Origin of the sequence: Gramella sp. MT6, from assembly GCF_019357415.1 — a bacterium.
In the GTDB taxonomy this organism is placed as follows: Bacteria; Bacteroidota; Bacteroidia; order Flavobacteriales; family Flavobacteriaceae; genus Christiangramia.
The window spans coordinates 1,902,926-1,926,680 of sequence record NZ_CP048410.1 but is presented as its reverse complement, the minus strand read 5'-3'; the positions used below and the strand labels follow the sequence as shown (position 1 = coordinate 1,926,680).

The 23,755-nt window shown below is 38.5% G+C and carries 16 protein-coding genes; 9 read left to right on the top strand and 7 right to left on the bottom strand.

Features of this window, described 5'->3' with window-relative positions:
- Positions 1-16 precede the first annotated feature (16 nt).
- From G3I01_RS08650 to G3I01_RS08630, 5 genes are all read right to left on the bottom strand, one after another.
- Positions 17-4,894: a DNA repair ATPase gene (locus tag G3I01_RS08650; RefSeq protein WP_219546987.1), complete on the bottom strand. Its 4,878-nt coding sequence runs from the start codon at positions 4,892-4,894 to the stop codon at positions 17-19.
- A gap of 86 nt (positions 4,895-4,980) precedes the next feature.
- Complete coding sequence (locus tag G3I01_RS08645; RefSeq protein WP_219546986.1) at positions 4,981-7,059, bottom strand: SPFH domain-containing protein; 2,079 nt, start codon at positions 7,057-7,059, stop codon at positions 4,981-4,983.
- Between the two features lie 14 nt (positions 7,060-7,073).
- Entirely contained in the window at positions 7,074-7,784 is a 711-nt protein-coding gene (locus G3I01_RS08640) for a hypothetical protein (protein WP_219546985.1), read from the bottom strand.
- 2 nt (positions 7,785-7,786) lie between these two features.
- Complete coding sequence (locus tag G3I01_RS08635; protein WP_219546984.1) at positions 7,787-8,503, bottom strand: PspA/IM30 family protein; 717 nt, start codon at positions 8,501-8,503, stop codon at positions 7,787-7,789.
- An 11-nt stretch (positions 8,504-8,514) separates the two neighbouring features.
- Positions 8,515-8,910 carry a YbjN domain-containing protein gene (locus G3I01_RS08630; protein WP_219546983.1) on the bottom strand — a complete coding sequence of 132 codons (396 nt, stop codon included), beginning with the start codon at positions 8,908-8,910 and terminating at the stop codon, positions 8,515-8,517.
- Positions 8,911-9,187: 277 nt separating this feature from the next.
- Here G3I01_RS08630 and G3I01_RS08625 point away from each other — a divergent pair, with 277 nt between their 5' ends.
- A complete protein-coding gene (locus G3I01_RS08625) occupies positions 9,188-9,952 on the top strand; it encodes a helix-turn-helix transcriptional regulator (RefSeq protein WP_219546980.1) in 765 nt (254 codons plus the stop codon).
- Between the two features lie 88 nt (positions 9,953-10,040).
- On the opposite strand, the gene G3I01_RS08620 is transcribed toward G3I01_RS08625, so the two are convergent.
- Complete coding sequence (locus G3I01_RS08620; protein ID WP_219546978.1) at positions 10,041-12,167, bottom strand: catalase; 2,127 nt, start codon at positions 12,165-12,167, stop codon at positions 10,041-10,043.
- 211 nt (positions 12,168-12,378) lie between these two features.
- Here G3I01_RS08620 and G3I01_RS08615 point away from each other — a divergent pair, with 211 nt between their 5' ends.
- The 8 genes from G3I01_RS08615 to G3I01_RS08580 all read left to right on the top strand — a co-directional run bounded on the left by G3I01_RS08615 (position 12,379) and on the right by G3I01_RS08580 (position 22,424).
- Positions 12,379-13,290 carry a response regulator transcription factor gene (locus G3I01_RS08615; RefSeq protein WP_257710555.1) on the top strand — a complete coding sequence of 304 codons (912 nt, stop codon included), beginning with the start codon at positions 12,379-12,381 and terminating at the stop codon, positions 13,288-13,290.
- Positions 13,291-13,434: 144 nt separating this feature from the next.
- On the top strand, positions 13,435-14,505 hold the full coding sequence (locus tag G3I01_RS08610) for an MBL fold metallo-hydrolase (protein WP_219546976.1): 1,071 nt from the start codon (positions 13,435-13,437) through the stop codon (positions 14,503-14,505).
- A gap of 6 nt (positions 14,506-14,511) precedes the next feature.
- On the top strand, positions 14,512-15,570 hold the full coding sequence (locus G3I01_RS08605; RefSeq protein WP_257710554.1) for an NAD-dependent epimerase/dehydratase family protein: 1,059 nt from the start codon (positions 14,512-14,514) through the stop codon (positions 15,568-15,570).
- A gap of 29 nt (positions 15,571-15,599) precedes the next feature.
- Entirely contained in the window at positions 15,600-16,217 is a 618-nt protein-coding gene (locus tag G3I01_RS08600; RefSeq protein WP_219546974.1) for an SGNH/GDSL hydrolase family protein, read from the top strand.
- Between the two features lie 125 nt (positions 16,218-16,342).
- Entirely contained in the window at positions 16,343-18,142 is a 1,800-nt protein-coding gene (locus tag G3I01_RS08595; RefSeq protein WP_219546972.1) for a VWA domain-containing protein, read from the top strand.
- A 154-nt stretch (positions 18,143-18,296) separates the two neighbouring features.
- Complete coding sequence (locus tag G3I01_RS08590; RefSeq protein ID WP_219546970.1) at positions 18,297-19,724, top strand: exonuclease domain-containing protein; 1,428 nt, start codon at positions 18,297-18,299, stop codon at positions 19,722-19,724.
- Positions 19,725-19,825: 101 nt separating this feature from the next.
- The gene (locus tag G3I01_RS08585) at positions 19,826-20,863 is read left to right on the top strand and encodes a patatin-like phospholipase family protein (RefSeq protein ID WP_219546969.1); all 1,038 of its coding nucleotides are present in this window, start codon (positions 19,826-19,828) and stop codon (positions 20,861-20,863) included.
- Positions 20,864-20,912: 49 nt separating this feature from the next.
- Positions 20,913-22,424 carry a dipeptidase gene (locus tag G3I01_RS08580; RefSeq protein WP_219546967.1) on the top strand — a complete coding sequence of 504 codons (1,512 nt, stop codon included), beginning with the start codon at positions 20,913-20,915 and terminating at the stop codon, positions 22,422-22,424.
- Between the two features lie 5 nt (positions 22,425-22,429).
- Here the strand turns inward: G3I01_RS08580 and G3I01_RS08575 are convergent, their stop codons facing one another.
- Positions 22,430-23,740 (bottom strand): DEAD/DEAH box helicase, encoded by a 1,311-nt coding sequence (locus G3I01_RS08575; RefSeq protein WP_219546965.1) that lies wholly within the window; start codon positions 23,738-23,740, stop codon positions 22,430-22,432.
- Positions 23,741-23,755 lie beyond the last annotated feature (15 nt).

Here is a 23,755-nt window from a genome sequence, read left to right as displayed (position 1 = left end):
CAGTTTTAGAATAAATTTATTTCTGAAATCCATTCTGTAAAGCTATCCGAATTCCCTCAAGATTTTCCGAAAACTGCATCATCTGGGATAATACCTGGGCCATTTCATTTTTATCGCCAAATCCTTTCAGCTTGTTATTTTTCTGAAAAGTTTCACGAATATTTTCCCAACGTACTTTTTCTTCAGCACTTAATTGATTCACAAGTTCCTTGTACTTCAATAAATTCGCTTCCGCAGAAGAGGTGAGTGTTTGAGATTCGCTTTCATAATGAGAAAGCACGAGGGTTTTTAATTCCTGATCGTTCATCACCGGCACCACCTTCGCCACAAGTTTATTCATATCCCTGTAAGATCCCTGCAACTTAAATGACGGCTCGGTCCTGTATTCATCTTCCATGGCAGCACTTCTAATGTAGGCCGCGTTCACCTTCAATACTGTATCCCTGATCTTGATGATCTTTTCAAGCACCGATATATATTCCTGAATCTCCTGGTTCGTATAATTTCCGGTTAGCTGAATTTCCTGATTCCCATTTTCAATTCGATCCAGCAACCTGTAAACATCATCGAAATTCTTACTGCTTAACTGGTGCATCACCGGATTAGAGGTAAGGGAGTTTTCAATAAGACTCAATCTGAACAAATGCGCAGTATCCCCAATGATATCTCCCAGATTATAAATATCTGCACGGTTGGCAAGCATATCTGGAATCCTGAATTTTTCTCCGCTTTCGGTATATGGGTTTCCAGCCATGATAACACAGAATTTCTTTCCGCGCATATCATACGTCCTGGATTTACCATTATAGATCCCTTCAATTTTCCTGGTTCCGTCAGAAAGTGATATGAATTTCTGTAAAAACTCCGGATTGCAATGCTGGATATCGTCAAGGTATAACATGACGTTATTTCCCATCTCAAAGGCAAGATTCAGCTTTTTCAATTCTTCTCTGGCTGCCGAATTTTTTGCAGAAGATGGATCTACTGATGTAATATCATGGCCAATCGCGGGTCCGTTTATTTTCATAAAAACAAGACCAAGCCGGTTGGCGATATATTCCATAAGCGTGGTCTTCCCGTAACCCGGTGGAGAAATCAGCAATAAAAGTCCCATCCTGTCGGTTCTTTTTTGATCTCCTACAGTTCCAAGTTGTTTGGCCAGGTTATCTCCAAATAATGGAAAATATACCTGATCTATCAACTTATTTCGAACAAAAGAACTTAAAATACCTGGCTTGAATTCTTCCAGTTTCAAATCCTCTTTCAATTCTACAGTGACCTGATGTTTTGCTTTCCTGAATTGAAGAAATGCCGGAACCTTTATTTTGAAATATCCTTCATGGATTGCTACAAAGTCATGATAATTAAATTCGTAAGTCCCATTTTGGATCAAGTGATGTTCGCCTCTTAAGCCGCTGATCTTTTCTGATGGAGACGTGAATTTTGTATTCAGCACCGCTTCGTCTTCAAACAGGATAAGACATACAACTTCGTTGACGTATTTTAAATTAAGATTTAGATCTTCACCGGCCTGAGTATTCAAGAATGCCTTCACCCATTGGCGGATCAAGGAAACCTGGGCTTCTTTCGATTCCAGGTTATCCAGAGTTTTACGGAATTTAAGATCGGCCTTCTGCTCTTTCAGTTTGCTTAAAAATTCTTCTTTGATCTGAATTGCAATTCCGCTTTTCTGAAAATCGTTATCATTCTGAAGTTCTTCAAAAAGATATTTTGCTGCCTCTTCCGCAAATGCAGCTTCATAAATTCCAGACTGCTCCCCAAAATCAAATATCGCCGTACTCAGTTTTTTCAGGAGAAATTCATATTCCCGGGAATTGGGGAAATATTGCAATACATCACCCGATGCTTTTATAGTTTCATTCAGATATTTCTGATCTTTTGCATCGGTGAAATTCCAGAAATACTGGGCACAAGCTCTAATTTCGGGATGAAATCGCAGAAGATCCAGCGCCTTGTATTTCTGATTAAATACCGAAAGGATATTCGCCGCATCAAGATCGTGCACTCCTTTTACATAACCTTCAGAATAATCCTTACTGCTTTCTTCCTGCACTAGTTTTAGCAACTCCTCCTCCGTTTTACCGGTTATTGCATCCTGATATTTCTGAAAAATCTTATAGGCCAGGTAGGCTCCCCTGTAGATATATTTATTCTCAGAAATATAATCCTGATCCCAGAATTCCTCAGATTCCAGCAAAATTTCATTTTCTATTTTCTGATAGAAATCGGTTCCGGTAAGATGATATTTTAGACCGCCATCAGCATAAACAATGGTAAGATCCAGCTCCTGGTTGTTTACACCGAACTTGTGCTTTCCAAGTTTAATGATATTCTCACCATCCTCATAAAGCTCCTTCTTATCCTTCAGTTTTCTCAAGGAATCTTCACGGGCAGATTTCAGTAAAGACTGAATTTCTTCAGCTTTCCCGCTATCGTCCATTTCCTGAAGCTGTTTGGCGATATCACGGGCCTTGTTCACTAATATATCTGAAGCGAAATAGGCGTTGATATCTGAAATTTCAGAAAATGATTCCGCTTTTTTCCGAACTCCTTTTAAGATCCTTTCCGCAGAATTCTGTAAAGCGATCGCCTTTTTATTTCGTTTTTCAACCAGGCTGTTCTTACGAGCTTCAAAGGCATTATAAACCTCTTCTCTTTTTTCAATGATCAAGCTGATGAATTCCTCAAAATCGGCAAATTTCCCTTCCAGTTCTTCCAGCTGAATGGAAATCCTGGTTTGGAAATCATCACATTTTTCAGGAGTATCTGCGATATCGAGGTAATTGATAATGCTCTGGTCTATCAATTTTAACTGCGCGGCAAAATCGGCCTGCGCCTCTTCACTACCCAGAGATTTTCTTTTTTTCCGGATCTCTGCCTTTAACTGATTGATCGTCGCAAAGATCAGGGAGATATTATTGATAATGCTGGTGGAGTGAGAAGTATCCTCGATCTCAAGATTTGATACGATCTCGATTAAAAGTTCCAGATCCTGGGAAATTTTATTAACCTCTTCTTCCAGTTTTCTCGCATCGATCACTTTCCTGATCTTCCCTAATTCCCTCTCCTTTTCTGCAACTGCCGCTTCATAAGGTTTTAAAGCTTTATCATCAAGGAGAAAAGTGACACAACGCTCAGAAATTTTTGCGGTTTGTTCTGAAATTTGCTCTTCAAGACTATCAATATATTTCTCATCTACATATCGAATATCTTTCAGGCTTATCGCTTCTCCACGCAAGGAACGTAGCTGAGTTAGCGCATTAACAAAGTCATTGATACTTCTAAAACCAGTGCTTTTAATTTTACTGAAAAGCTGATCTGCTTTTTTCGCGATCTCATCGGTTTTCTGGCGCGCATTCTTTTTTAATTGCAACACCTTCTGAAATTCATCCATCGCCGCATTCGCCGCCTGGTTGATCTCTTTTAAAGGTTCATTTAATTGCTGCGTTTCAGCTTCTTTTATCCAGTAGTATGCATCCAGAATATCCTTAGACTGCTTGGCCAGATCTGCATACAAACCGTCATAATTATCTTCTTTATTCAAGAGATTTATAAGGCCGTTAACCTCAGCAATCGCCTTTACGATATCCTTATTCCCGATTTTATATAGCAAACTGTCCTCATGTTTAGAAGGCATAAAGTCACCTTTTAAATACGGTGTTTGCCATATCTGGATCACATGATGGCGAGTTTGTTCATTTTCATTTCTGAAATAGCATAATTCCCCATTTTCAAGAATAGTAAAACCATTACAAATTATGGGAGTTTGAATCTCCTGGGAGATCACATTGTAACTCATCAGGTTGTATAGCCCGGTATTTGGCGAGTAAAAAACATACAGATAATCCTCGCCGTTCGGAGAACTTACCTTTTCCTGGAATTTTACATTTGGGATGCTATTATCAAAAATGTAATATTCACCGGTCTGTAAATAATATCCGGTAGGAAAAATAATCCCGTGATCATCTGGCAACAAAACACAGGAATCCTTGATACTTTCAATCTTCTGAACTTCTTTCAGCTTATGATTATAAACAAAATATCTTGGTTCTTCCTGAAAGGGCTTAATTTCTAAAATGATGAGATTTCCCAGATTGGCAAATCTATACTGACCATCATCCAGGGTTTGATCCCTATGTTCAACCTCTTCAGAATAGATGCCTTTTCCATCATCTGTATTATCTTCGATCTTGATAGTAAGATCTCCACTAATGGTTTCCACAAAAACACGATCCAGAATTGAAACGTGGGCATAAACTCCCTGGCGATGCATGTCGCGGGAAACTTCCTGCCAGTTAAATTCATGTTGTTTTGGAAGCTTGTATTCATGGTCGCTACGATTATCTACATACTGAAGCGTCCCGTCTTTAATAAGCCATTTAAAAGTCTTTATATCGGTTACACTTTCACTTAACTGAAAGACCATATATAGGTAATTCCCGATCACGGCAAACTTCGAAAAGATCGTGTTTCGGTAATACTTGTAAAGATTCTTAAAATCGGTTTCAAAAACCTCATCTTTCAGAAGGTCTGTTGAAACAGCTTCAAAACTATTATCTCTGAATTCGTAGACACTCATCACATCGCTGAGCGTAATTTCAGTTCTTAATCCAAAATGTACATTATAACCAAAAAGACAAATATTTTCCAGAGATACGATATCCCTGGCTATACAGTTATTTTCAGTATTGATGCGGTCATTGGCGATGAGTTTAGTTTCCAGTGAACCAAAGACCTCCTTCCGGCCCTCGTTCAGTTTTTTTAGGCGTTGCTGGAGTTCTGTCTTTTGCTTCTGTAGCCGGTTTTGGATGACCTCATACGTTCCAACATCCAGTTTTTGCGCATTCTCTTCCTTTATAGGTTCCTTTGCCATTATATCCTATCCTGAATTTTAAAATTAATTTGATGAAAAGTGATTGATGAAGCTTAGAAGAGCCGGCGATAAACGCCGGCTTTTGTTTATTTAGTAAGCCTTGGAATAGTACTTTCTGAAATTCCCAATCCTTTGGCCAGGTTCAGAAGATTCCCTAACATGGTCTGTTCTTCCTGGTTATCTGATCTCATTTTAAGGTCTGTGATCAAACTTGCAATACTTATATTCTTAAGATCTTCAGTAGAAATTCCATACTTAGAAGCGAAATCCCTTACTTTTTCAAGAAGATTTCCTTTTACATCTTCACTTCCTAAAATGGCGCTTTTCACTTCCTGAATATTATTGGAGTTCTGCACCAGTCTGTCAAAGCCTTTACCTCTGGTGATCTGTCCTACGATCTGGTCGAAGAACATGGTTTCACCACCAACAATATCGATCTTCGCAGCTCTAAGAGCATCTCCAATCACCTGAGCCTGAGCATCGGCGATCTCCTTCTGAATATTGATATTAGCCAGATCTATCTGCAGGTCTTTATTAAGACGTAATTTGAATTCTTCGTGGTCTTTTCCAACACCATCCAGTTTCTTCATTGCTGCAGCTTTTTCTTCAATTCCTGAAGCATCTGCTATAGCTTTTTCCTTGATCACATCTGCTTCAGCAAGTCCTTCCTTGCGCTTGGCATCTGCTTTCGCTTCGATACCTGCTGCTTCGGCTTTCGCTTTCTTTTCAATGATATTAGCTTCCACTAATCCCTGACGCTCATTCGCATCAGCTTTAGCGTGCATCACCTGAGCTTCAGACATACCAACAGTTGCTTCTTCTTTAGCTTGTGCTTCTGCCAGTATTTTACGAGCTTCTGCCTGTTTCTGGCTGGCTTCTTTATGAGCAAGCGCTTCAATATTGATCTCCTCTGCTTTCTGTTTCGCAGCCTCTTTCTGCGCCTCAGCAGCTTTGATTGTTTTGATTAAATCTTCCTGAGCCAGTGCTTCTGCAGTAGTAATTTTAACCTGCTTATCCCTGTCGGCAGTCTTGAATGCCTGGATATCTTTCATGTTCTCCTGCTCTTCTACCACACCTTTTTCCAACATCACTCTATCGCGGATCACATCCTGGATATTCTTCTTCTCGACTTCAACAACTTTCTCTTTTTCAATTTGAGCAAGGGTTACTACTCTTTCTCTTTCGGTTGCTTCGAGCAATCTGTCTTTTTCAACTCTTTCAGATTCAACAGCATCTGTACGCTCTTTATTTTTAAGCGCGACGATGATCTGGCGTTGCATGTTTTCTTCAGCAACTTTCACTTTTTCCTCCGTAGCAATTCTTGCACTTTCAGATTTTAATCTTTCCTCTTCGTTCACTTTAAGAGTCTCAGCTTCCTCACGTGCCTTGATATTCGAAATTTCACGTTTTTGCTGCTCTTCTTTTTCAGCTAACTGTTTATCAAGTTCCAGGATCGCCTCCCTCGCTTCAACATCCTGCTTTCTGATCGTTTTTTCCTCATCTCTTTTGATAAGGTTGGCTTTCATATTCTGAACCGCCGTAAGCTCGGTGATCTTTTTGATACCTTCAGCATCAAGGATATTATCCGGCTTTAACTCTTTTACAGAAGTTTGCTCCAGAAAGTCGATCGCACAATCTTCAAGCGTATAGCCGTTAAGATCTGTCCCGATAATATTTACGATCTCATCACGAAATTCTCTCCTCGCTTCATAGAGCTCGATAAAATCGAATTTTTTTCCTACTGTTTTCAAAGCTTCCGAAAACTTTGCTTCAAAAAGATCTTCCAGGGTAGCAATTTTGGAGGCACGGTCTACTCCAATAGTTTGAGCAACTTTTTTGATATACTCAATGTCATTATTTACGCGAACAAAAAAGGCAACTTTAATATCGGCTCTCATATTATCCTTGCAAATAAGACCTTCATGAGCAAGCCTTTCTATCTGGATTTTCTTAACCGAAATATCCATGATTTCAGTCTTATGAAAAACGGGGACGGTATAAAGACCTTTGTCTGTAGCTACTTTTGTACCTCCGAAACCAGTCCTGATTAGGGCCTGTCCCTGTGGTATTTTTTTATAGAACATCGCGATGATCGCGAAGTAAACGATGATAAGGAACAGTAATATGCCTATTCCAATTCCGATGATTGGTAAAATTGATTCCATTTTAAAAATATTAGTTATTCGTTATAAGATTGTACTAGGTAATAATTTCGGTCTGCAGATCTTTTAATGATAAGTATGCTGCTGCCGTAGGTTAGAGGTTCGCCGGTAAGAGATTTCACATAGATGGACATAGAATCACCATCTACGCTTACTTCGGCATTTCCCATTCTGTCTTCAGAGATTGAGGATAGTAAAACTGCTTTTCGACCGAGATAATCAATTGGAGCATCCCCATCTTTATTCAAATTTTTAAAAAACCCTTTGAATGGCGTGGTTAGGATTTTAGTGACAAACAGGGATGGAAATATAGCCAGGATCATGATACCGAAACCTATAAAATTGTCATGGGTGTAGGTAATAGCCGTAGTAATCGCCGTGATGAACCACCAGATAAAGATCCAGAAGGTAAACGTAAACATGAAGGGAAGGCCAACAAAGTTGAAATATATAAGGAAGATCTGCCACCATTTTAATGGTTTTCGCCTCTTCCCTACCACATCCTCCTGGTTGATCTCGGTATTGGAAATATCTTCGAAATCCATATTTCCTCCTTCGATTCCCGAGTCCACATCTACGTCTGCATCAACATCGACATCTATATCGAAGTCTGGATCAAAATCCAGACCGCCAATCATGGTTATTATCCAGTAAAGAATAAGGATAATCAACAGGATGCTCAGGATCACGTTAACTTCTGAAAAAAGTATGTTGATTAGATCACTCAAGGTTATTCGTCTTTAGAATCCTTCATTCCTAATTGTTGCTTAAGCTTAGCGAGCTCATCATCAGCTTTGGCTTTAGAAGTATCTGCGGCTTTGTCTATTTCTTCATCAATAGATTTTGAAGCATTTGCAATATCGCCATAGGCCTCAGCCAGAGCTTCTTCCTGGGCTACTTTTTCCTTCATTCTCTCAAGCATGGAAACAGTACCGGTACTGTCCAGTTCTGCCATTTGCTTATTCAGGTTTTTGGTAGCATTGCTCACCTTTACGCGAGCTTTCAGAGTTTTTAATTCATTCTCCCAATTCCCGATGTTGGCTTTGATTGTCTGTATATTCTTTTGTAGCTGCGCCACATTATTATCAAATTTCGCAGATTCCTCCTTTGCCCTCAAAACCTGTTGTTCTGCAGATTCCTTTTGAACAAGAGCTTCTTTTGCCAGACGATCTGCTTCTGCAGCATCCATATCCTTGGAGTGTCCTTTTTTCAAAATAATAATAGCCTTATTCTGATACTCATCAACTTTATTCTGAAATTCTTCCTGATCATTTTTAGCTCTTATGGCTAAAGCCTTAACCTGAGCCAGTGCCTCCAGACTTTTATCAAGATCCTGTTTCATATCTCTAATTCCCTGTTCAGTCATTTTGATGGGATCCTCCATTTTATCAATGGCAGAATTTGTTTCTGCTTCTCCTATTTTAAATAATCTTTTAAAAATGTTCATAACGGTTAATTTTAATATTTAGAAAATTCTATGATATGATCTGAGTATTCACTCATTAAGAGACTTAAGGAGTTTAAACTTCCTTCCAGTTCATTTAGATCCATATTTTCTATTTGAAGAGTGTCCCTATAGATTACTTTCTCACCAGATTCGTCCAGTACAAAAGCTCCATGGACTATGTCCCGGTTCTTTTGCAAAAGACTTTTAAAAATTTTTTCTGACTGATTGTTAATCTTAAATATATATTGCTCCATTATAAGTATGGGCGGAGCTACGCCAACAATAAGATTTCTTATCCCGGAATTTTCTTTCTGAATTACAAGGAGACCATCTTCTGGATTCTCTTTGGTGATATTAAAATTTAATTCCAGCAAAAAATCTCTCGTAATATTGAAATGATTTTTCATAGGTGGTTGTTACGGTTAGTACTAAAATTTTAAAAGTTTAATAATACAAAAAAGTATTAAGACTTTGTTAAAGAATCTTGACAAGCTCTGTCAGGACATAAAAAGCAAGTGCGATCATTAATTCGTTTTTTGATTGATGAATGAATTCGATGTTTAAATAGCAAATCGTTCGAACAGATTTAAACTAAAAATATTAGCGATTGATGAATTTGTTTGCTAATATTGTTAGTCTAAGATACATTAAAATTTTAATTCTGCAAATTTTATTAGCAAATAAATGTCGTTATTCGGAAAAAACATTAAAAAGATCAGAAGTGTCAAGGCTCTTAGCCAACAGGCATTTGCTGAATTATTTGATCTTAAACGTGGTACCCTGGGGGCATATGAAGAAGGTCGTAGTGAACCGAAGATTGAAACAATTATTAAAATTGCTAACTATTTTAGCATACCGATTGGAGATATGCTTACCAAAGAGCTTACGGTAAATCAATTATTAAAATTTAAGGTGGACTTCGAATCTGGCGAGGTTGAAGAACATGAGGATCACCTTAGCAAAATACCTTGTATTACTCCGCATCTTCAGGATGATTACCTTAAATATTCTGATAATTCAAACTTTATTAACGATCTACCCTGCATTACCCTTCCTATAAATAATGGCGATGAATTAAGAGCTTACGTCGTGGATAATCTTGAAATGAGTACAGATAATGATGGCTTATATCCCCGGGATGTAATAATAGGCGAGAAATTACCTCGTAAAAAATTCTCTGAACTGCAGAATTCCTGTATTTATATTGTGGTGACAAAGGATAAAATTTTATTGAGGAGAGTTTACCAGGCCAATAATAAATTAATTCTAAAAGCAGATCATCGAGGGATCGACCAGGAAGAAATCAGTCAGGCAGAAATTAAGGAATTATGGGAAATGAAGTATGTTTTCTACCACAGAATTCCAGAAAAAAGGAACACTGATATCAAAGAAAAGCTTTCATTTTTAGAAGAAGAATTTCAAAAGTTAAGAAAGTCTTTTGACCAGTAATTAGCGATCGGCTATACAGTTGCTCAAATAAAAACTCCCCGCTAAATAGCGAGGAGTTTTTTTAATTAAACCTGATTTTTCAAAGGTTTTAAGCAGGAATCATTTTAGCCTTATCTTCTCTTTTCCAGTTTCTATGCATTCCAATTGCTTTTATAAAATCTGCCGGTTTTTTATTGATACATATCGCTTCGTCATCCTTGAAGTCTTTTCCGAAGGTTTCATTAAGTAAGTCTTCGCCTTCTGAATCTACCGCGATCGCCTTACAGTGTTTTAAACTTTCATTTATAAACTTTTTAGCCTTAGCACTGTCTTTTAAAGCTTTCACACTTTTAGATCCTCCCGGGATGTAGATCGCATCAAAAGCCACACTTTCTGTAGTCAATAATGCAGCATCTACCTTATGCATCTCACCTTCTGTACATTTAACTGAACCTCCATGAGTTGCTACAAGATTTACTACAGCATTCTTCTTTTCCAGCGCCGTTTTCATGGTACTAACATTGCCGGCATCAAAACCATCTCCTACCAAAAATGCAATTTTTCGTGTTGCAATGCTTTCTGCCTTAATATGGGTCTGACTTAATGCTTCAGATTTCTCTATATAATCCTTTCTTTTTTGCGGCTCATTTTTCTTCCCGTCATCATCGGCACCAATAGCCTGGTTCACCGGTTTTTCAATTTTGGAAGGCACCTTCATACCCAGGTTATCAGCAACCTTTTTGGCGAGGCTTTCATCAATCTTATATATAAGATAGAGCATTCTCTCCTTTATATGATCCTGATTACACTTCCCAAGTTCAAAGGAATAAGCTTCAGCTACGTGATTCTTTTCCCAGTCTTCTAAACTTCTGTAGAATATTCCGGGTTGAGAAAAGTGATCACTAAAACTTTCACTTCTTGCTCTTACCTTGTTTGCATCAATTCTTTCTTCATAACTGGTAAATCCACCCTCGGCCATTTTAGCCATATGTGGGCATCCACCGCTCATAGAATTTGGAAAATAGGCAGTGTTCCCTTTATTCACAGTCATTCTCATATGACCATCACGCTGATTATTATGCGTTGGATTTATTGGCCTATTAATTGGAATTTCATGAAAATTCGGACTTCCAAGTCTTGAAAGTTGAGTATCGGTATATGAAAATAGTCTTCCCTGAAGTAATGGATCATTACTGAAATCTATTCCCGGCACTATGTGTCCTGGATGAAAAGCAACCTGCTCGGTTTCAGCAAAGAAATTATCTGGATTTCTGTTCAGGGTCATTTTACCAATTCTCTGAACCGGAACCATTTCCTCCGGAATCAATTTAGTAGGATCCAGAAGATCAAACTCAAATTTATGTTCATCTTCTTCGGGCACCACTTGAATTCCTAATTCCCACTCAGGAAACTGACCTGAATCTATTGCATCCCAAAGATCACGGCGATGAAAATCACTATCTGCACCATGAAGTTTTACAGCTTCATCCCATGTTACTGATTTTACTCCTAATAACGGTTTCCAGTGAAATTTCACAAAATGTGATTTCCCTTCTTTATTGATCAGTCTAAAAGTATGGATTCCGAAACCTTCCATCATTCTTAAACTTCTAGGAATAGCCCGGTCACTCATAGCCCATATGTGATTATGCAGCGTTTCCGGAGTACGCGATACAAAGTCATAAAAAGTATCGTGTGCAGATGCCGCCTGAGGAATTTCGCGGTGCGGTTCAGGTTTCACGGCATGAATTAGATCCGGGAATTTCATGGCATCCTGAATAAAGAAAATCGGCATATTATTCCCAACCAGGTCAAAAACTCCCTCTTCCGTATAAAATTTTACGGCAAATCCGCGTACATCACGCGCCATATCGGCCGAACCTTTAGATCCCGCGACGGTAGAAAACCTTGTAAAAACTGGAGTTCTTCTATTGGTATCCGTAAAAATACCCGCCTTTGTATATTTTTCTTGGCTTTCATATAATTCAAAATAACCATGAGCTCCACTACCCCTTGCGTGTACAATACGCTCCGGAATTCTTTCATGATCAAAATGGGTAATCTTCTCTCTTAAAATGAAATCTTCCAGAAGTGTGGCTCCGCGTTCTCCGGCTTTAAGTGAATTATTAGTGTCATTTACCTTCACTCCCTGGTTTGTGGTCATTGTTTTTCCCTCTGGATCTGATGTGTTCTTTTCCAGATCCTTCTTCTTTGCATTTTCATTATCTTTCTTCATTGTTGATTTTTTGGTTCCCCTAAAGTTATCATTACGAACCTACAGTAATCACCAAAGCCTTGTTAAACATTCACCAATCTTTTCTTAAGATAACTTATGCAAATTGGTTTAAAGCCAAAATCGTTCTCTAATTCACGTAAAACCTGTTTAATAATCAGGGATTTGTGTTAGCCTGAATTCAACGTTATGTCGAAATTTGTATAAAATAAGTATGATGGCAGAAGATATCTTTAAAATTAGATCGATCAGCCAATTCCATGAATTGGTTGGCCTAGAAAAACCAAAGCATCCGTTGATCAGTATTATCGATGTATCCAAGGTGAAACTGGATAATAAATGGCTTGGCAAAAGATTTTCTTCAAGCCTCTACACTATCGCGCTGAAGGATGCTAGCTGTGCCTTTGAATATGGTAGAAATCACTATGATTTTAACGAAGGGGTCATGATCTTTACGGGGCCAGACCAGGTGATGAAATCGAACCAGGAACAACCGGTGACTCCAATAAACGGCTGGATGATCTATTTTCATCCAGATCTTATCAGGAATACTTCCCTTGGTGCTTATATCGAGAACTACTCCTTCTTTTCTTACGATGTGCACGAAGCGCTTCACCTTTCAGATGAAGAACAGACTCTGGTGACAGACATTATGAAAATGATCCGGCAGGAAGTTAAGGAAAGGATCGATAATCATAGTCAGCGGGTGATCGTTTCCAGCCTCGAACTTTTGCTGAATTTGTGTACTCGATTTTATGAAAGGCAGTTTAATACTCGAACCGCAAAGAATAAGGATATAGTTTCACAAATGGAAAGCCTTCTAAAGGACTATTATCAATCTGGAAAACTAGCCGAAATTGGCCAACCGTCTATACAATATTGTGCAGATGAGTTGCACCTTTCTCCTAATTACCTCAGCGATCTTCTAAAAAAAGAGACCGGTAGAAGTGCCAAAGACCACATCAATGATTTTGTGGTAGATAAGGCCAAAACCCTTCTTTTAGGTTCCACAGATTCCATTGGTGAGATAGCCTATAGCCTCGGTTACAATTACCCACATTATTTCAGCCGCTTCTTTAAATCGAAAACAGGTTTTACTCCTCAGGAATACAGGATTCAGAATTAACTTTTTTATTGAAAAGGATATTTTATTTCCTGTATTCTAATATTCAGTAATTTGTGTTTTCCTTTCAGTATTCTGTGTTCAAGTTAAGGCTGAATGATGCGCATCTTTGTATCAGAAATTTGATCAATGAGAAAAAAATTAAAAATGACAGCACAAATCATAATTGCCCTCTTAATTATTGGCGTTTTATACGGAATTGGATATCTGTATCTGAATCCGCAGTTCGGTGGAAAACTTTCCAAAGAAGAAAAACTTGCCTTTGCTGAATCTTCTCAGTGGAATGGTGAGAAATTCAGGAATCTTCAGAAAACTACTTTGGATATGGATTTGAAGAAGATGCCGGGATTAATTCGGGATAATTTTAAAGGCAAGGCTGAACGAGGTCCTGAAAAAGAGCTTCCGGTTAAGGAATTTGATCAGGAACTGTGGGATCAGGATGAAGGCAAAACAAAATTTATCTGGTATGGTCATTCTGTGGGATTATTCAAAATGAATAATTCCAATATTCTGATAGATCCAATGTTTGGACCTGATGCTTCACCTGTGGGGCCAATTCGCACCAGGAGATATTCAGATTCGACGCTTTATATCATTGATAAACTCCCGGAAATTGATGCGGTGCTTATCTCTCATGATCATTATGATCACCTTGATTATGAAAGTTTTCAAAGATTGGGATCTAAGGTGAAACATTTCTATGTTCCGCTTGGCGTTAAAAAACATTTGCTTAGATGGAAAATTGAGGAATCAAAGATCACAGAATTGGACTGGTGGGATTCAGTTGATGTGAATGATGTAAAGATCAATTTCGTGCCTTCGAGACATTTTTCGGGCAGAGGATTGTTTGATCGCGATGAAAGTCTCTGGGGTGGATACACTTTTACTACCGCAACCGAAAATATTTTCTGGAGCGGAGACGGTGGCTACGGAGATCATTTTAAAGAGATCGGCGAAAAACTTGGTCCCTTTGATATGGCCTTTGTAGAATGCGGACAGTACAACGAAAACTGGCACCAGATACATATGTTCCCTGAAGAATCTGTACAGGCAGCGATTGACGTAAAAGCTGAAAAGGCCGTGCCAATTCACTGGGGAGCATTTACCCTTGCTTTACACGATTGGGAAGATCCCATCGAGGGATTTATTAGAACTTCTCTGGAAAAAGGCGTAGATTATGTAATTCCTGAATTAGGAGAACAATTAATCATAAAATAAGAAGTGATGAACATGATAGATAAGACAAAACCGGTACTGGTTACGGGAGCAACAGGATATGTCGCCGGCTGGCTGGTAAAGAGATTGCTTGAAGACGGTTTAACCGTTCATGCGGCCGTTCGTGATCCAGAAAAAGAACATAAGGTGCATCACTTGAATGGAATTGCTGAAAATTCTCCGGGAACTATTAAATTCTTCAAATCAGATCTTATGGATGAAGGCTCCTACGCGGAAGCTATGGAAGGTTGCGAACTGGTATTCCATACTGCTTCTCCTTTTACTTCAGATTTTGATGATGCACAGAAAGAATTGATAGAACCGGCTGTAAAAGGAACCGATAACGTTTTAAGCCAGGCCAATAAAACTCCTGGCGTTAAAAGAGTTGTTTTAACCAGCAGCTGTGCGGCAATATATACCGATGCTAAAGACGTTCATGATGCGCCCAACAATGTTCTTACAGAAGATATCTGGAACACCACGGCTTCTCTGGATTACCAGCCTTACTCCTACTCTAAAACGCTGGCAGAGAAAAAAGCCTGGGAGATCAATAAAGATCAAAATGAATGGGATCTGGTAACCATTAATCCATCTTTAGTAATGGGGCCACCCTTAAATCCGAAGGCTACAACTTCCGAAAGTTTCAGCTTATTGAAACAGCTTGGAGATGGCACCTTTAAAATGGGCGCACCAAAGATTGGAATCGGGCTGGTAGATGTTCGCGATGTTGCAGAAGCACATTTTAAGGCCGGGTTCACCCCTTCGGCGAAAGGAAGATATATTACCTCAGCGCATAACACTAATTTTGTTGAATTGGGTGAAGCCCTGGAGCCAAAATATGGTGATAACTATCCTGTACCAACCAAAGCATTACCAAAATGGTTGTTGCTTTTAATTGGTCCTTATGTAAATAAAAGTCTGTCCAGAAAATTCATTCGGAATAATGTTAATATCGAATGGAAGGCAGATAATTCCAAGATCAAAAATGATCTGGACATAGAATTCAAACCTATGCAAAAGACGATGGAAGATTCTTTTCAGGTGCTTATAGATAATGATATTCTTTAATTTGCTTCTTCAACAGTTTAATTTCAGAAATGAAGCGGTTTAAATTCATCTTGATATTACTGGTCATTTTATCCTGTAGATATTCTTATTCTCAGGAATCTGAGCTCAGTATTTTATTTGTCGGAAACAGTTTGACCTATACCAACGCTCTTCCGAAACTGGTTGAAAAGGCTACCAAAAAACAAGGCTTGAACATTCAGACTGAAATGATCGCTAAGCCAGATTATGCCTTAATAGATCACTGGAATGATGGTATAGTTCAAAAGTTGATTTCCGGGGAAAATTTTGATCTTGTAATAATTCAACAAGGACCTTCCTCACAGGACTTTGGGAAGGAGATTCTCATAGAATATGGTAAAAAATTTAAAAAGCTATGTAAGGAGAATAGTGCTGAGCTGGCATATTTCATGGTCTGGCCATCGCGACAATACTACCATACATTTGATGGAGTGATTGAAAATCACAGGGAAGCAGCGAAAATTAATAATGCTCTTTTATTCCCTGTTGGGGAAGTCTGGAAAAAGCATTTTGAAGCAACTAATAATTTTGATTATTACGGGCCAGATCAATTTCATCCTTCGGAAAAAGGAAGCCAGGCTGCCGCGGAAATTATTGCACAAGAATTGAAAAAATGGAATCCTAATTAGTTAGTTTAATTTCCAGAGATAAAGACCTGAAATTCTACGCTATTCCTTTTTCGGCCTGAAATTTGAGTCTGAAATTACAATACTAACTTTCAGTCGCCCTACCTTCTGATCTCAATTAAACTATTATGAGATTATTTTACTTTTTAATTTTCGCAATTTGCCTCAATGTACAGGCAAAAACTATTACCGGTAAAGTTACCGATACCGACAATCTAGCCCTTCCCGGTGTAAATGTTATAATTAAGGGAACATCGACTGGAACAACTACAGATATGGATGGTAAATATTCCATAGAAGCCGAAGAAGGCGATATTCTTATTTTCAGCTTTATAGGTTTCAAAACAAAAAAAATAAAAGTAGAGAAGAAGACTGAGATAAATGTCGTTATGGAAGCAGATTCCAGCACTTTGGATGAAGTGATAATGGTAAATGAGAGTATCGCAGTCAGCGGTTATTCTCCCGGGCTTAGATTACGAGGAGTTGCGAGTCCTCAGAGCCCAATTACTGCAAATGAATCTTATAAAGAGATCGAAGAGAATACATTTAAACTGGTGAAAGCCTCTCCCCTTTCTACTTTTTCTATTGATGTTGACAAGGCTGGTTATAGCAATATTAGAAGAATGATCAACAATGGTATTGAAATCCCAAAGGATGCTGTCAAGATCGAAGAAATGATCAATTACTTTAATTACGATTATAAACAGCCAAAAGGAGAACATCCTTTTTCAATCCAGACAGAATACGCCCAAACGCCATGGAATAGTGATACAAAACTGGTAAAAATTGGCATTCAGGGAAAGAAGATCCCCATGGCAAATGTACCGGCTTCAAATCTTGTATTTCTGCTGGATGTTTCCGGATCTATGAATCAACAAAATAAATTACCGCTGTTGAAGTCTGCTTTTAAACTTCTTACTCAGCAATTGAGAGAACAGGATAAAGTTTCTATCGTTGTTTATGCAGGTGCTGCCGGTGTAGTGCTGGAACCAACATCGGGTGACCAGAAGATCAAGATCGAAGAGGCACTTGGCCAACTTTCTGCGGGAGGTTCTACTGCCGGTGGTGAGGGAATCGAACTGGCATATAAAATTGCTTCAGAAAATTTCATCAAAGGTGGAAATAACAGGGTGATTCTGGCCACCGATGGTGACTTCAATGTTGGGCTGAATAGCGATAACGCCATGAAAGATCTGATTGAAGAAAAAAGGGAATCTGGAGTGTTCTTAACTGCCCTTGGTTTCGGAATGGGAAATTATAAAGATTCCAAACTGGAAACTCTGGCCCAGGCCGGAAATGGAAATCACGCATATATCGATTCTATGCAGGAAGCACAGAGAATATTGGGAACCGAATTTGGCGGAACCCTATATACTATCGCGAAGGATGTGAAGATCCAGGTGGAATTCAATCCTGAAAATGTGGAAGCCTTTAGATTGATAGGATACGAAAACAGGCTTTTGAATGATGAAGATTTCAATGATGATAAAAAAGATGCTGGAGAATTAGGAAGCGGCCATAATGTAACTGCTGTATACGAAATAATTCCTGCCGGAGTAAAAAGCAAGTTTTTGAAAGATATTGATGATTACAAATATTCCAAACAGGTTCCTACAGCAAAGAATTCGGGAGAATTGCTAACGGTAAAATTCAGGTATAAAGATCCTGAAGGTGAAAAGAGTAAATTAATTGAAGAGGTTGTTACTACTTCTTCTGAAAAAGAACTTTCCGAAGATTTCAATTTCATTTCAGCCCTGGCCCTTTTCGGAATGAACCTAAGACAATCTGAATACTCAAATGGTAAAGAAATTCCTTTGGTACTCAAACTTGCTGAAAAAGGGAGAGGTAATGATAAGGAAGGTTACCGTGCAGAATTCATAAGACTGGTTAAAAGCTATGGTAGTATGGACCATATTACCGAAAAATAATATTACAGTTATTTTAAAAAGGGCTTGAATGCTCAAGCCCTTTTTAATCGCAAGTTTTCGGGAATTATAACGACCATCTAGATGTAATTAAATACTGAAATTGGATTTTTTCCTATCATTTGGATATTTTCCATTTATGCAGTAATTTTCCGCCATGAAAGATGTCAAGTTTGCTATTACTGATATTGAAACGACCGGCAACGGAATTAAAGGGAACAGGATCACCGAGATCTGTGTGATCGTAGTGCAGGACGGAAAAGTCATCGATGAATATTCGTCTTTGGTAAACCCCAGTCAGGCTATTCCACTTTATATAGAGAGCCTAACGGGAATTAATGACGAAATGGTGAGCAGTGCACCTCAATTTTCTGAGATCGCAGAGGAAATTGAAAAGATCACTAAAGACTGTGTCTTCGTGGCCCACAATGTGAATTTTGATTATAACATCGTTAAAGCAGAATTTGCGAATATTGGCAGGGATTTTAAGCGGAAAAGAATCTGCACGGTAAGACTTACCAAAAAACTGATCCCAGGCTTATTTTCCTATAGCCTCGGTAATATTTGCACTTCTATAAACATTCCGCACATAGACAGGCACCGGGCAAAGGGAGATTGCGATGCTACCGTAACGCTTTTTCAAAGATGCATGTCCCTGGATCCTGAATTTGAAACGATCAATCAGTTACTTAATCAAAAAACTGCTGCTTCATATTTACCGCCAAATTTCAAAAGTTCAGATTTTGAAAAACTCCCAACTACCACCGGGGTTTATTTTTTTAAAGATAAAGACGGCCGACCTCTCTACATTGGTAAAGCGAAGAATATCAAGAGCAGGATAAAATCTCATTTTCAGGAAAGGTCTAACCGAAAATATAAATTGATGCAGGAGACTTATAGCATCGATTATGAGCTAACCGGAAATGAATTGCTCGCATTGCTAAGGGAGTCTGAGCTCATCCTGAAATATTACCCAAAATACAATAAGGCTCAAAAAAAAGTAAGCAAACCTTATACACTTACTTCCTACCACAACCAGAAAGGGATCGAGCAATTTGCTTTGCATAAGAATAAGATCGCACCGGTAAGCTGGATAAAATTCTATACCCGCGAGGAAGCGATCAAATTTTTAGAATATCTGTGCGTAGAATTCGAACTTTGTCCCAAATACTGCGGATTACAGGCCGGAGTAAAGGTTTGTGATCATTACAAGATATCTACCTGCAGCGGAGTTTGTTCAAACGAAATCAGTATAGATGAATATAATAGTCGGGTTGAAAAGGCTGTAGAGTTCATTGGACGGTATGAAGATTCCTGTTTACTGGTGGAAAAAGGCCGAAACAAAAATGAAAAATCATTCGTTTACCTTAATAAAGGAAGGTATGCCGGCTTCGGGTATATAGATAGTTCTGAAGAATTGAGGCATCCGGAAGATTTCAGAAATTATTTAATTCCATCCAAAACTTCAAGTTATGCTGACCGAATCGTAAACCGATACCTGAATACAAAAAAGAATCTTACTAAAATTCCACTTAGTACGATGGAGGTCAGCGAAGAGATAGAAACCGAAACCTGGTTTGGATAAAAGCGATGAGGTTTTAAATTTTAAACAACTCATTATCAATTGTTTATTCATTTTAATGGGTTTTTATTCTTAAATTTAGAATATTAACTCAATCAAACATCATGTCTAAAGTCCGCATTTTATCTCTTGATGGCGGAGGGATACGTGGGATAATTCCTGCAACCATTCTATCATATATTGAAGATAAACTAAAAGAGAAAAGTGGAAATTCAAATGCTTCCATTGCGGAGTATTTTGATTTTATTGCCGGTACAAGCTCCGGTGGGATCCTATCCCTGCTGTATTTATGTCCCGATGACAATGGAAAGTCGAAATATTCGGCCAGGGAAGCTTTGGATCTATTTAAGGAGAGAGGTGATGAGATCTTTAAAGTATCAATTCTGGAAAAGATCAGAAACCTAAATGGAATTATTGATGAAAAATATCCCGAAAAACCTCTGGAGAAATTACTTAAAACCTATTTATCTGAAACTCTTTTAAACCAGAGTTTAAAACCCTGCCTTATTCCCAGTTATGATATTCGTAACCGGAAAGCTTTTTTCTTCACCAGTATTGAAGCTAAAGAGGAAGGAAGAAATTATTATATGAGAGAAGTCGCCAGGGCAACCTCTGCGGCACCAACCTACTTCGAACCTACGCAAATTAAATCTATGGACGGCAATTCACACGCCTTGATAGATGGCGGAATTTTCGCTAATAATCCAGCTCTTTGTGCCTATGCTGAAGCAAGGAAAATTGATTTTAAAAAAATGGCTGGGAAATCTTCAAAACCAAACAAACCAACTGCCAAAGACATGATCATTGTAAGCATAGGTTCTGGGGATGTTAAAGAACCTTATTATTACAAGGATTTCAAAGATGCAGGAGTCTTTCAATGGGTAAAGCCATTGATCGATATGATGATGAGTGGAAACTCGGAAACGGTGGACTATCAGCTTAGAAAAATATATGAAACATTAGAGAAGAAAGACCAGCCAGATTATCATCGCATCCAGCCGAACCTGGTTAATGCCGATAATTCTATAGATAATGCGACTTCCAGAAATATAAGTGGATTGCATAGAGACGGACTTTTAACCATTGCGGAAAATAAAAAAGTTCTATCGAGGATAATAGATAAACTGATCGAAAACAAGTAGTATTTTCAATCAAAGGGGAATTAAAAATTAATCGATAAAACCACTGACTATGAAATCACATTTTTTTGTAGACATACATTGTCATCCCTCGATAAAGCCATTTGCCAGGTCATTCAAGAAAAATCCCGGTATTCAATCCAGAAACCCGAGACATGCACATTCTATCTGGTTCCATGATTCTCCCAGTCTTTTTGATAAGATCAAGAACTACATTGCCACCCTTACCAATTTCGTGCAAAGTGATGGGACAAGTTTACGTCGCGGACGTGTTGCGGTGGTTTGTCTTTCATTCTATCCGCAGGAGAAAGGTTTTTTTGATAATAAATTAGGAACTGGACTTCCTTCTGACCTTCTTACCAAATTAGCGACCGAATTCGGTCAATCCAGAATTGATCATCTGCAAAGTTTAAAGAGTTACTGGGAAGATTTCAAACTGGAAGTGAAATTCCTGAAACAGGAAAGCGGAAATCCAATTACAGTAGATGGAAAGAAAACAACCTATTTTCTTACGAATTCTTATGCCGAAATCGAACTCCTGGACAGGCAGGAAAGATTGGCGACTGATGCTATCATTTTTATTCCGACTATTGAAGGAGCTCATATTTTCGATCAGGTGATGGACAGCAATGAGGCGGCAGATAAATTCCCAGATGGAGTTTCCAAACAGAACCTGGATAAAATGCTGAAGAGAATTACCGAGCTTAGGTTAGAGGAAAACAAATTGATTAGACCTGTATTTATTACCCTGGCTCATCATTTTTGGAACGGCCTATGTGGTCATGCACCCAGTCTCGGCGGATTGGTAAAATGTGTAGTAGATCAGGAGAATGGTTTGAATCTAGGAGTTACAAAAGCCGGAGAAAAAGCAATCGATGCGATGTTGAAAGATATGAATGATTCCGAAGGGAATTCAGTTAAACCAATCATTATCGACATCAAACATATGAGCCGAAAGTCAAGGCTCGATTATTTTAAATTACTCGAAAATTACCCGGATAAGAATATTCCAATTATTGCAAGCCATGGATGCGTCACCGGTCTATCTAAACCTGGCGGAACTCATGAGACCAAGATCTCTCAGGAGAACATTTTCAATACGGAGGATATCAATTTCTTTGATGATGAAATTATACGAATTGGAAATTCGAATGGTCTGTTTGGAATACAGTTGGATGAAAGAAGAATAGGTTCTAAATCCATTCTTAGAGACACCAAGGCTATTATGAGCAAACGAAATACTTTGTATTCGTGGTCTAAATTAGTCTGGAATCAGATCAGCCATATCGCCGAAGTTTTAGATTCCGATGGTCAGTTTGCCTGGGGAATTCAATCACTAGGAACCGATTTTGATGGAATTATTGATCCTATCGATGGCTACTGGACTGCAGAACAAATAGATTATCTGGATGATTATTTATTGATGCATGCCTACAATTATGTAAAAGAAATAAAACTGCCCTGTCCTTTGAAACAGGAAAGAAACCGAAAAATAGAACCTGAAAAAATTGTTGAAAGGATCATGACAGGAAATGCCCTGGAAGTTCTTTCCAGGATAATGTGATCTCTTTATACGAGTCTTATTCTGACTTTTTTCTTTTTTAATCGGGAATTATCAAGTGACTGAATAATGCTTTTTGCTTTTGAAGCAGCCACCGAAACAAAACTACAATCCTGTTTTAATTCAATAGTACCCAGTTCGTCCTTGTTGAGATTTCCCTGTTTAAAAAATAAACCGGCAATATCACCTTTAGATATCTTGTCCTTCCTACCTCCGGAAATGAATAGAGTTTTCCATTCGGTTTCTTTTTCAATAGAATTGGATTCCAGTTTTTGAATGGAAGACTCTTCGATGAATTCCGGTAAATCCTCTTTCTCCCATTTCAGAACGTAAGCCGTACCTTTGGCGTCCATTCTCGCTGTCCTTCCATTTCTATGGGTGAATTCAGCTTCCTTGAACGGGAGTTGATAATGAATTATAAAATTGAGTTCCGGAATATCAATGCCTCTTGCAGCCAGATCGGTCGCGATGATGATCCTGTGAGTTCCATTCCTGAATTTTATTAAAGCTCTTTCCCGGTCCTGTTGCTCCATCCCACCGTGAAAAGTTCCATGCGGAATATTATTATCAGCTAAGTATTCGCTTACCCTCTCTATACTGTCTTTATAATTACAAAATATGATGCCGGGCTGATTACCAATATGAGCCAGCAGGTCGATGAGACTTTCAAGTTTATCTCTATCGGGAGAGTTGACCGTTTTCACCTTTAAAAGCGGAGTTTCCTCAGACAGATAATTGATCTTTTTAGCATCTTTCATTCCCACAAAACGCGGAATTTCAACATTCTGGGTTGCGGAGGTTAGAATACGCTTTTCAATATTTGGAAGAAGATCAAAAATCTCTGACATTTCTTCCTTAAAACCAATTTCCAGTGATTTATCAAATTCATCCAGAACAATCGTTTTAATATCTTCCGAAGAAAAAGTTTCCCTTCTTAAATGATCGGCCAGCCTTCCCGGAGTTCCAATTAAAATTGCCGGAGCATGCTTTAATTCGATCTTATCTTTAGCCGAAGATCTACCTCCATAAACAGCATTTGCTTTAAAACCGGTTCCCATTTCCCTAAGAACCTGCTCTATTTGTATGGCTAATTCTCTGGAAGGCACCAGGATCATTGCCTGCACATTTGAAACATCAGCATCCAGTTCATCCAGAAGCGGCAGTAAAACTGCCAGCGTTTTCCCTGTTCCGGTAGGTGATAATAGAATGATATTGCTTGAAGAACTTATCGCTTCACCCGCTTCTTTTTGCATGGAATTCAAGCTGGTTATCTTCAGTTTTTTAAGAATTTCTTCCTCAGATTTAATGTTATTGGCCATGCCGCAAAAGTACAG

What these genes read in the sequence shown, in the direction of transcription:
- G3I01_RS08650 (WP_219546987.1), bottom strand. Translation starts at nt 4,894, where the DNA reads ATGGCAAAGGAACCTATAAAGGAAGAGAATGCGCAAAAACTGGATGTT.
- G3I01_RS08645 (WP_219546986.1), bottom strand. Translation starts at nt 7,059, where the DNA reads ATGGAATCAATTTTACCAATCATCGGAATTGGAATAGGCATATTACTG.
- G3I01_RS08635 (WP_219546984.1), bottom strand. Translation starts at nt 8,503, where the DNA reads ATGAACATTTTTAAAAGATTATTTAAAATAGGAGAAGCAGAAACAAAT.
- G3I01_RS08630 (WP_219546983.1), bottom strand. Translation starts at nt 8,910, where the DNA reads ATGAAAAATCATTTCAATATTACGAGAGATTTTTTGCTGGAATTAAAT.
- G3I01_RS08625 (WP_219546980.1), top strand. Translation starts at nt 9,188, where the DNA reads ATGTCGTTATTCGGAAAAAACATTAAAAAGATCAGAAGTGTCAAGGCT.
- G3I01_RS08620 (WP_219546978.1), bottom strand. Translation starts at nt 12,167, where the DNA reads ATGAAGAAAGATAATGAAAATGCAAAGAAGAAGGATCTGGAAAAGAAC.
- G3I01_RS08615 (WP_257710555.1), top strand. Translation starts at nt 12,379, where the DNA reads ATGATGGCAGAAGATATCTTTAAAATTAGATCGATCAGCCAATTCCAT.
- G3I01_RS08610 (WP_219546976.1), top strand. Translation starts at nt 13,435, where the DNA reads ATGACAGCACAAATCATAATTGCCCTCTTAATTATTGGCGTTTTATAC.
- G3I01_RS08605 (WP_257710554.1), top strand. Translation starts at nt 14,512, where the DNA reads ATGAACATGATAGATAAGACAAAACCGGTACTGGTTACGGGAGCAACA.
- G3I01_RS08600 (WP_219546974.1), top strand. Translation starts at nt 15,600, where the DNA reads ATGAAGCGGTTTAAATTCATCTTGATATTACTGGTCATTTTATCCTGT.
- G3I01_RS08595 (WP_219546972.1), top strand. Translation starts at nt 16,343, where the DNA reads ATGAGATTATTTTACTTTTTAATTTTCGCAATTTGCCTCAATGTACAG.
- G3I01_RS08590 (WP_219546970.1), top strand. Translation starts at nt 18,297, where the DNA reads ATGAAAGATGTCAAGTTTGCTATTACTGATATTGAAACGACCGGCAAC.
- G3I01_RS08585 (WP_219546969.1), top strand. Translation starts at nt 19,826, where the DNA reads ATGTCTAAAGTCCGCATTTTATCTCTTGATGGCGGAGGGATACGTGGG.
- G3I01_RS08580 (WP_219546967.1), top strand. Translation starts at nt 20,913, where the DNA reads ATGAAATCACATTTTTTTGTAGACATACATTGTCATCCCTCGATAAAG.
- G3I01_RS08575 (WP_219546965.1), bottom strand. Translation starts at nt 23,740, where the DNA reads ATGGCCAATAACATTAAATCTGAGGAAGAAATTCTTAAAAAACTGAAG.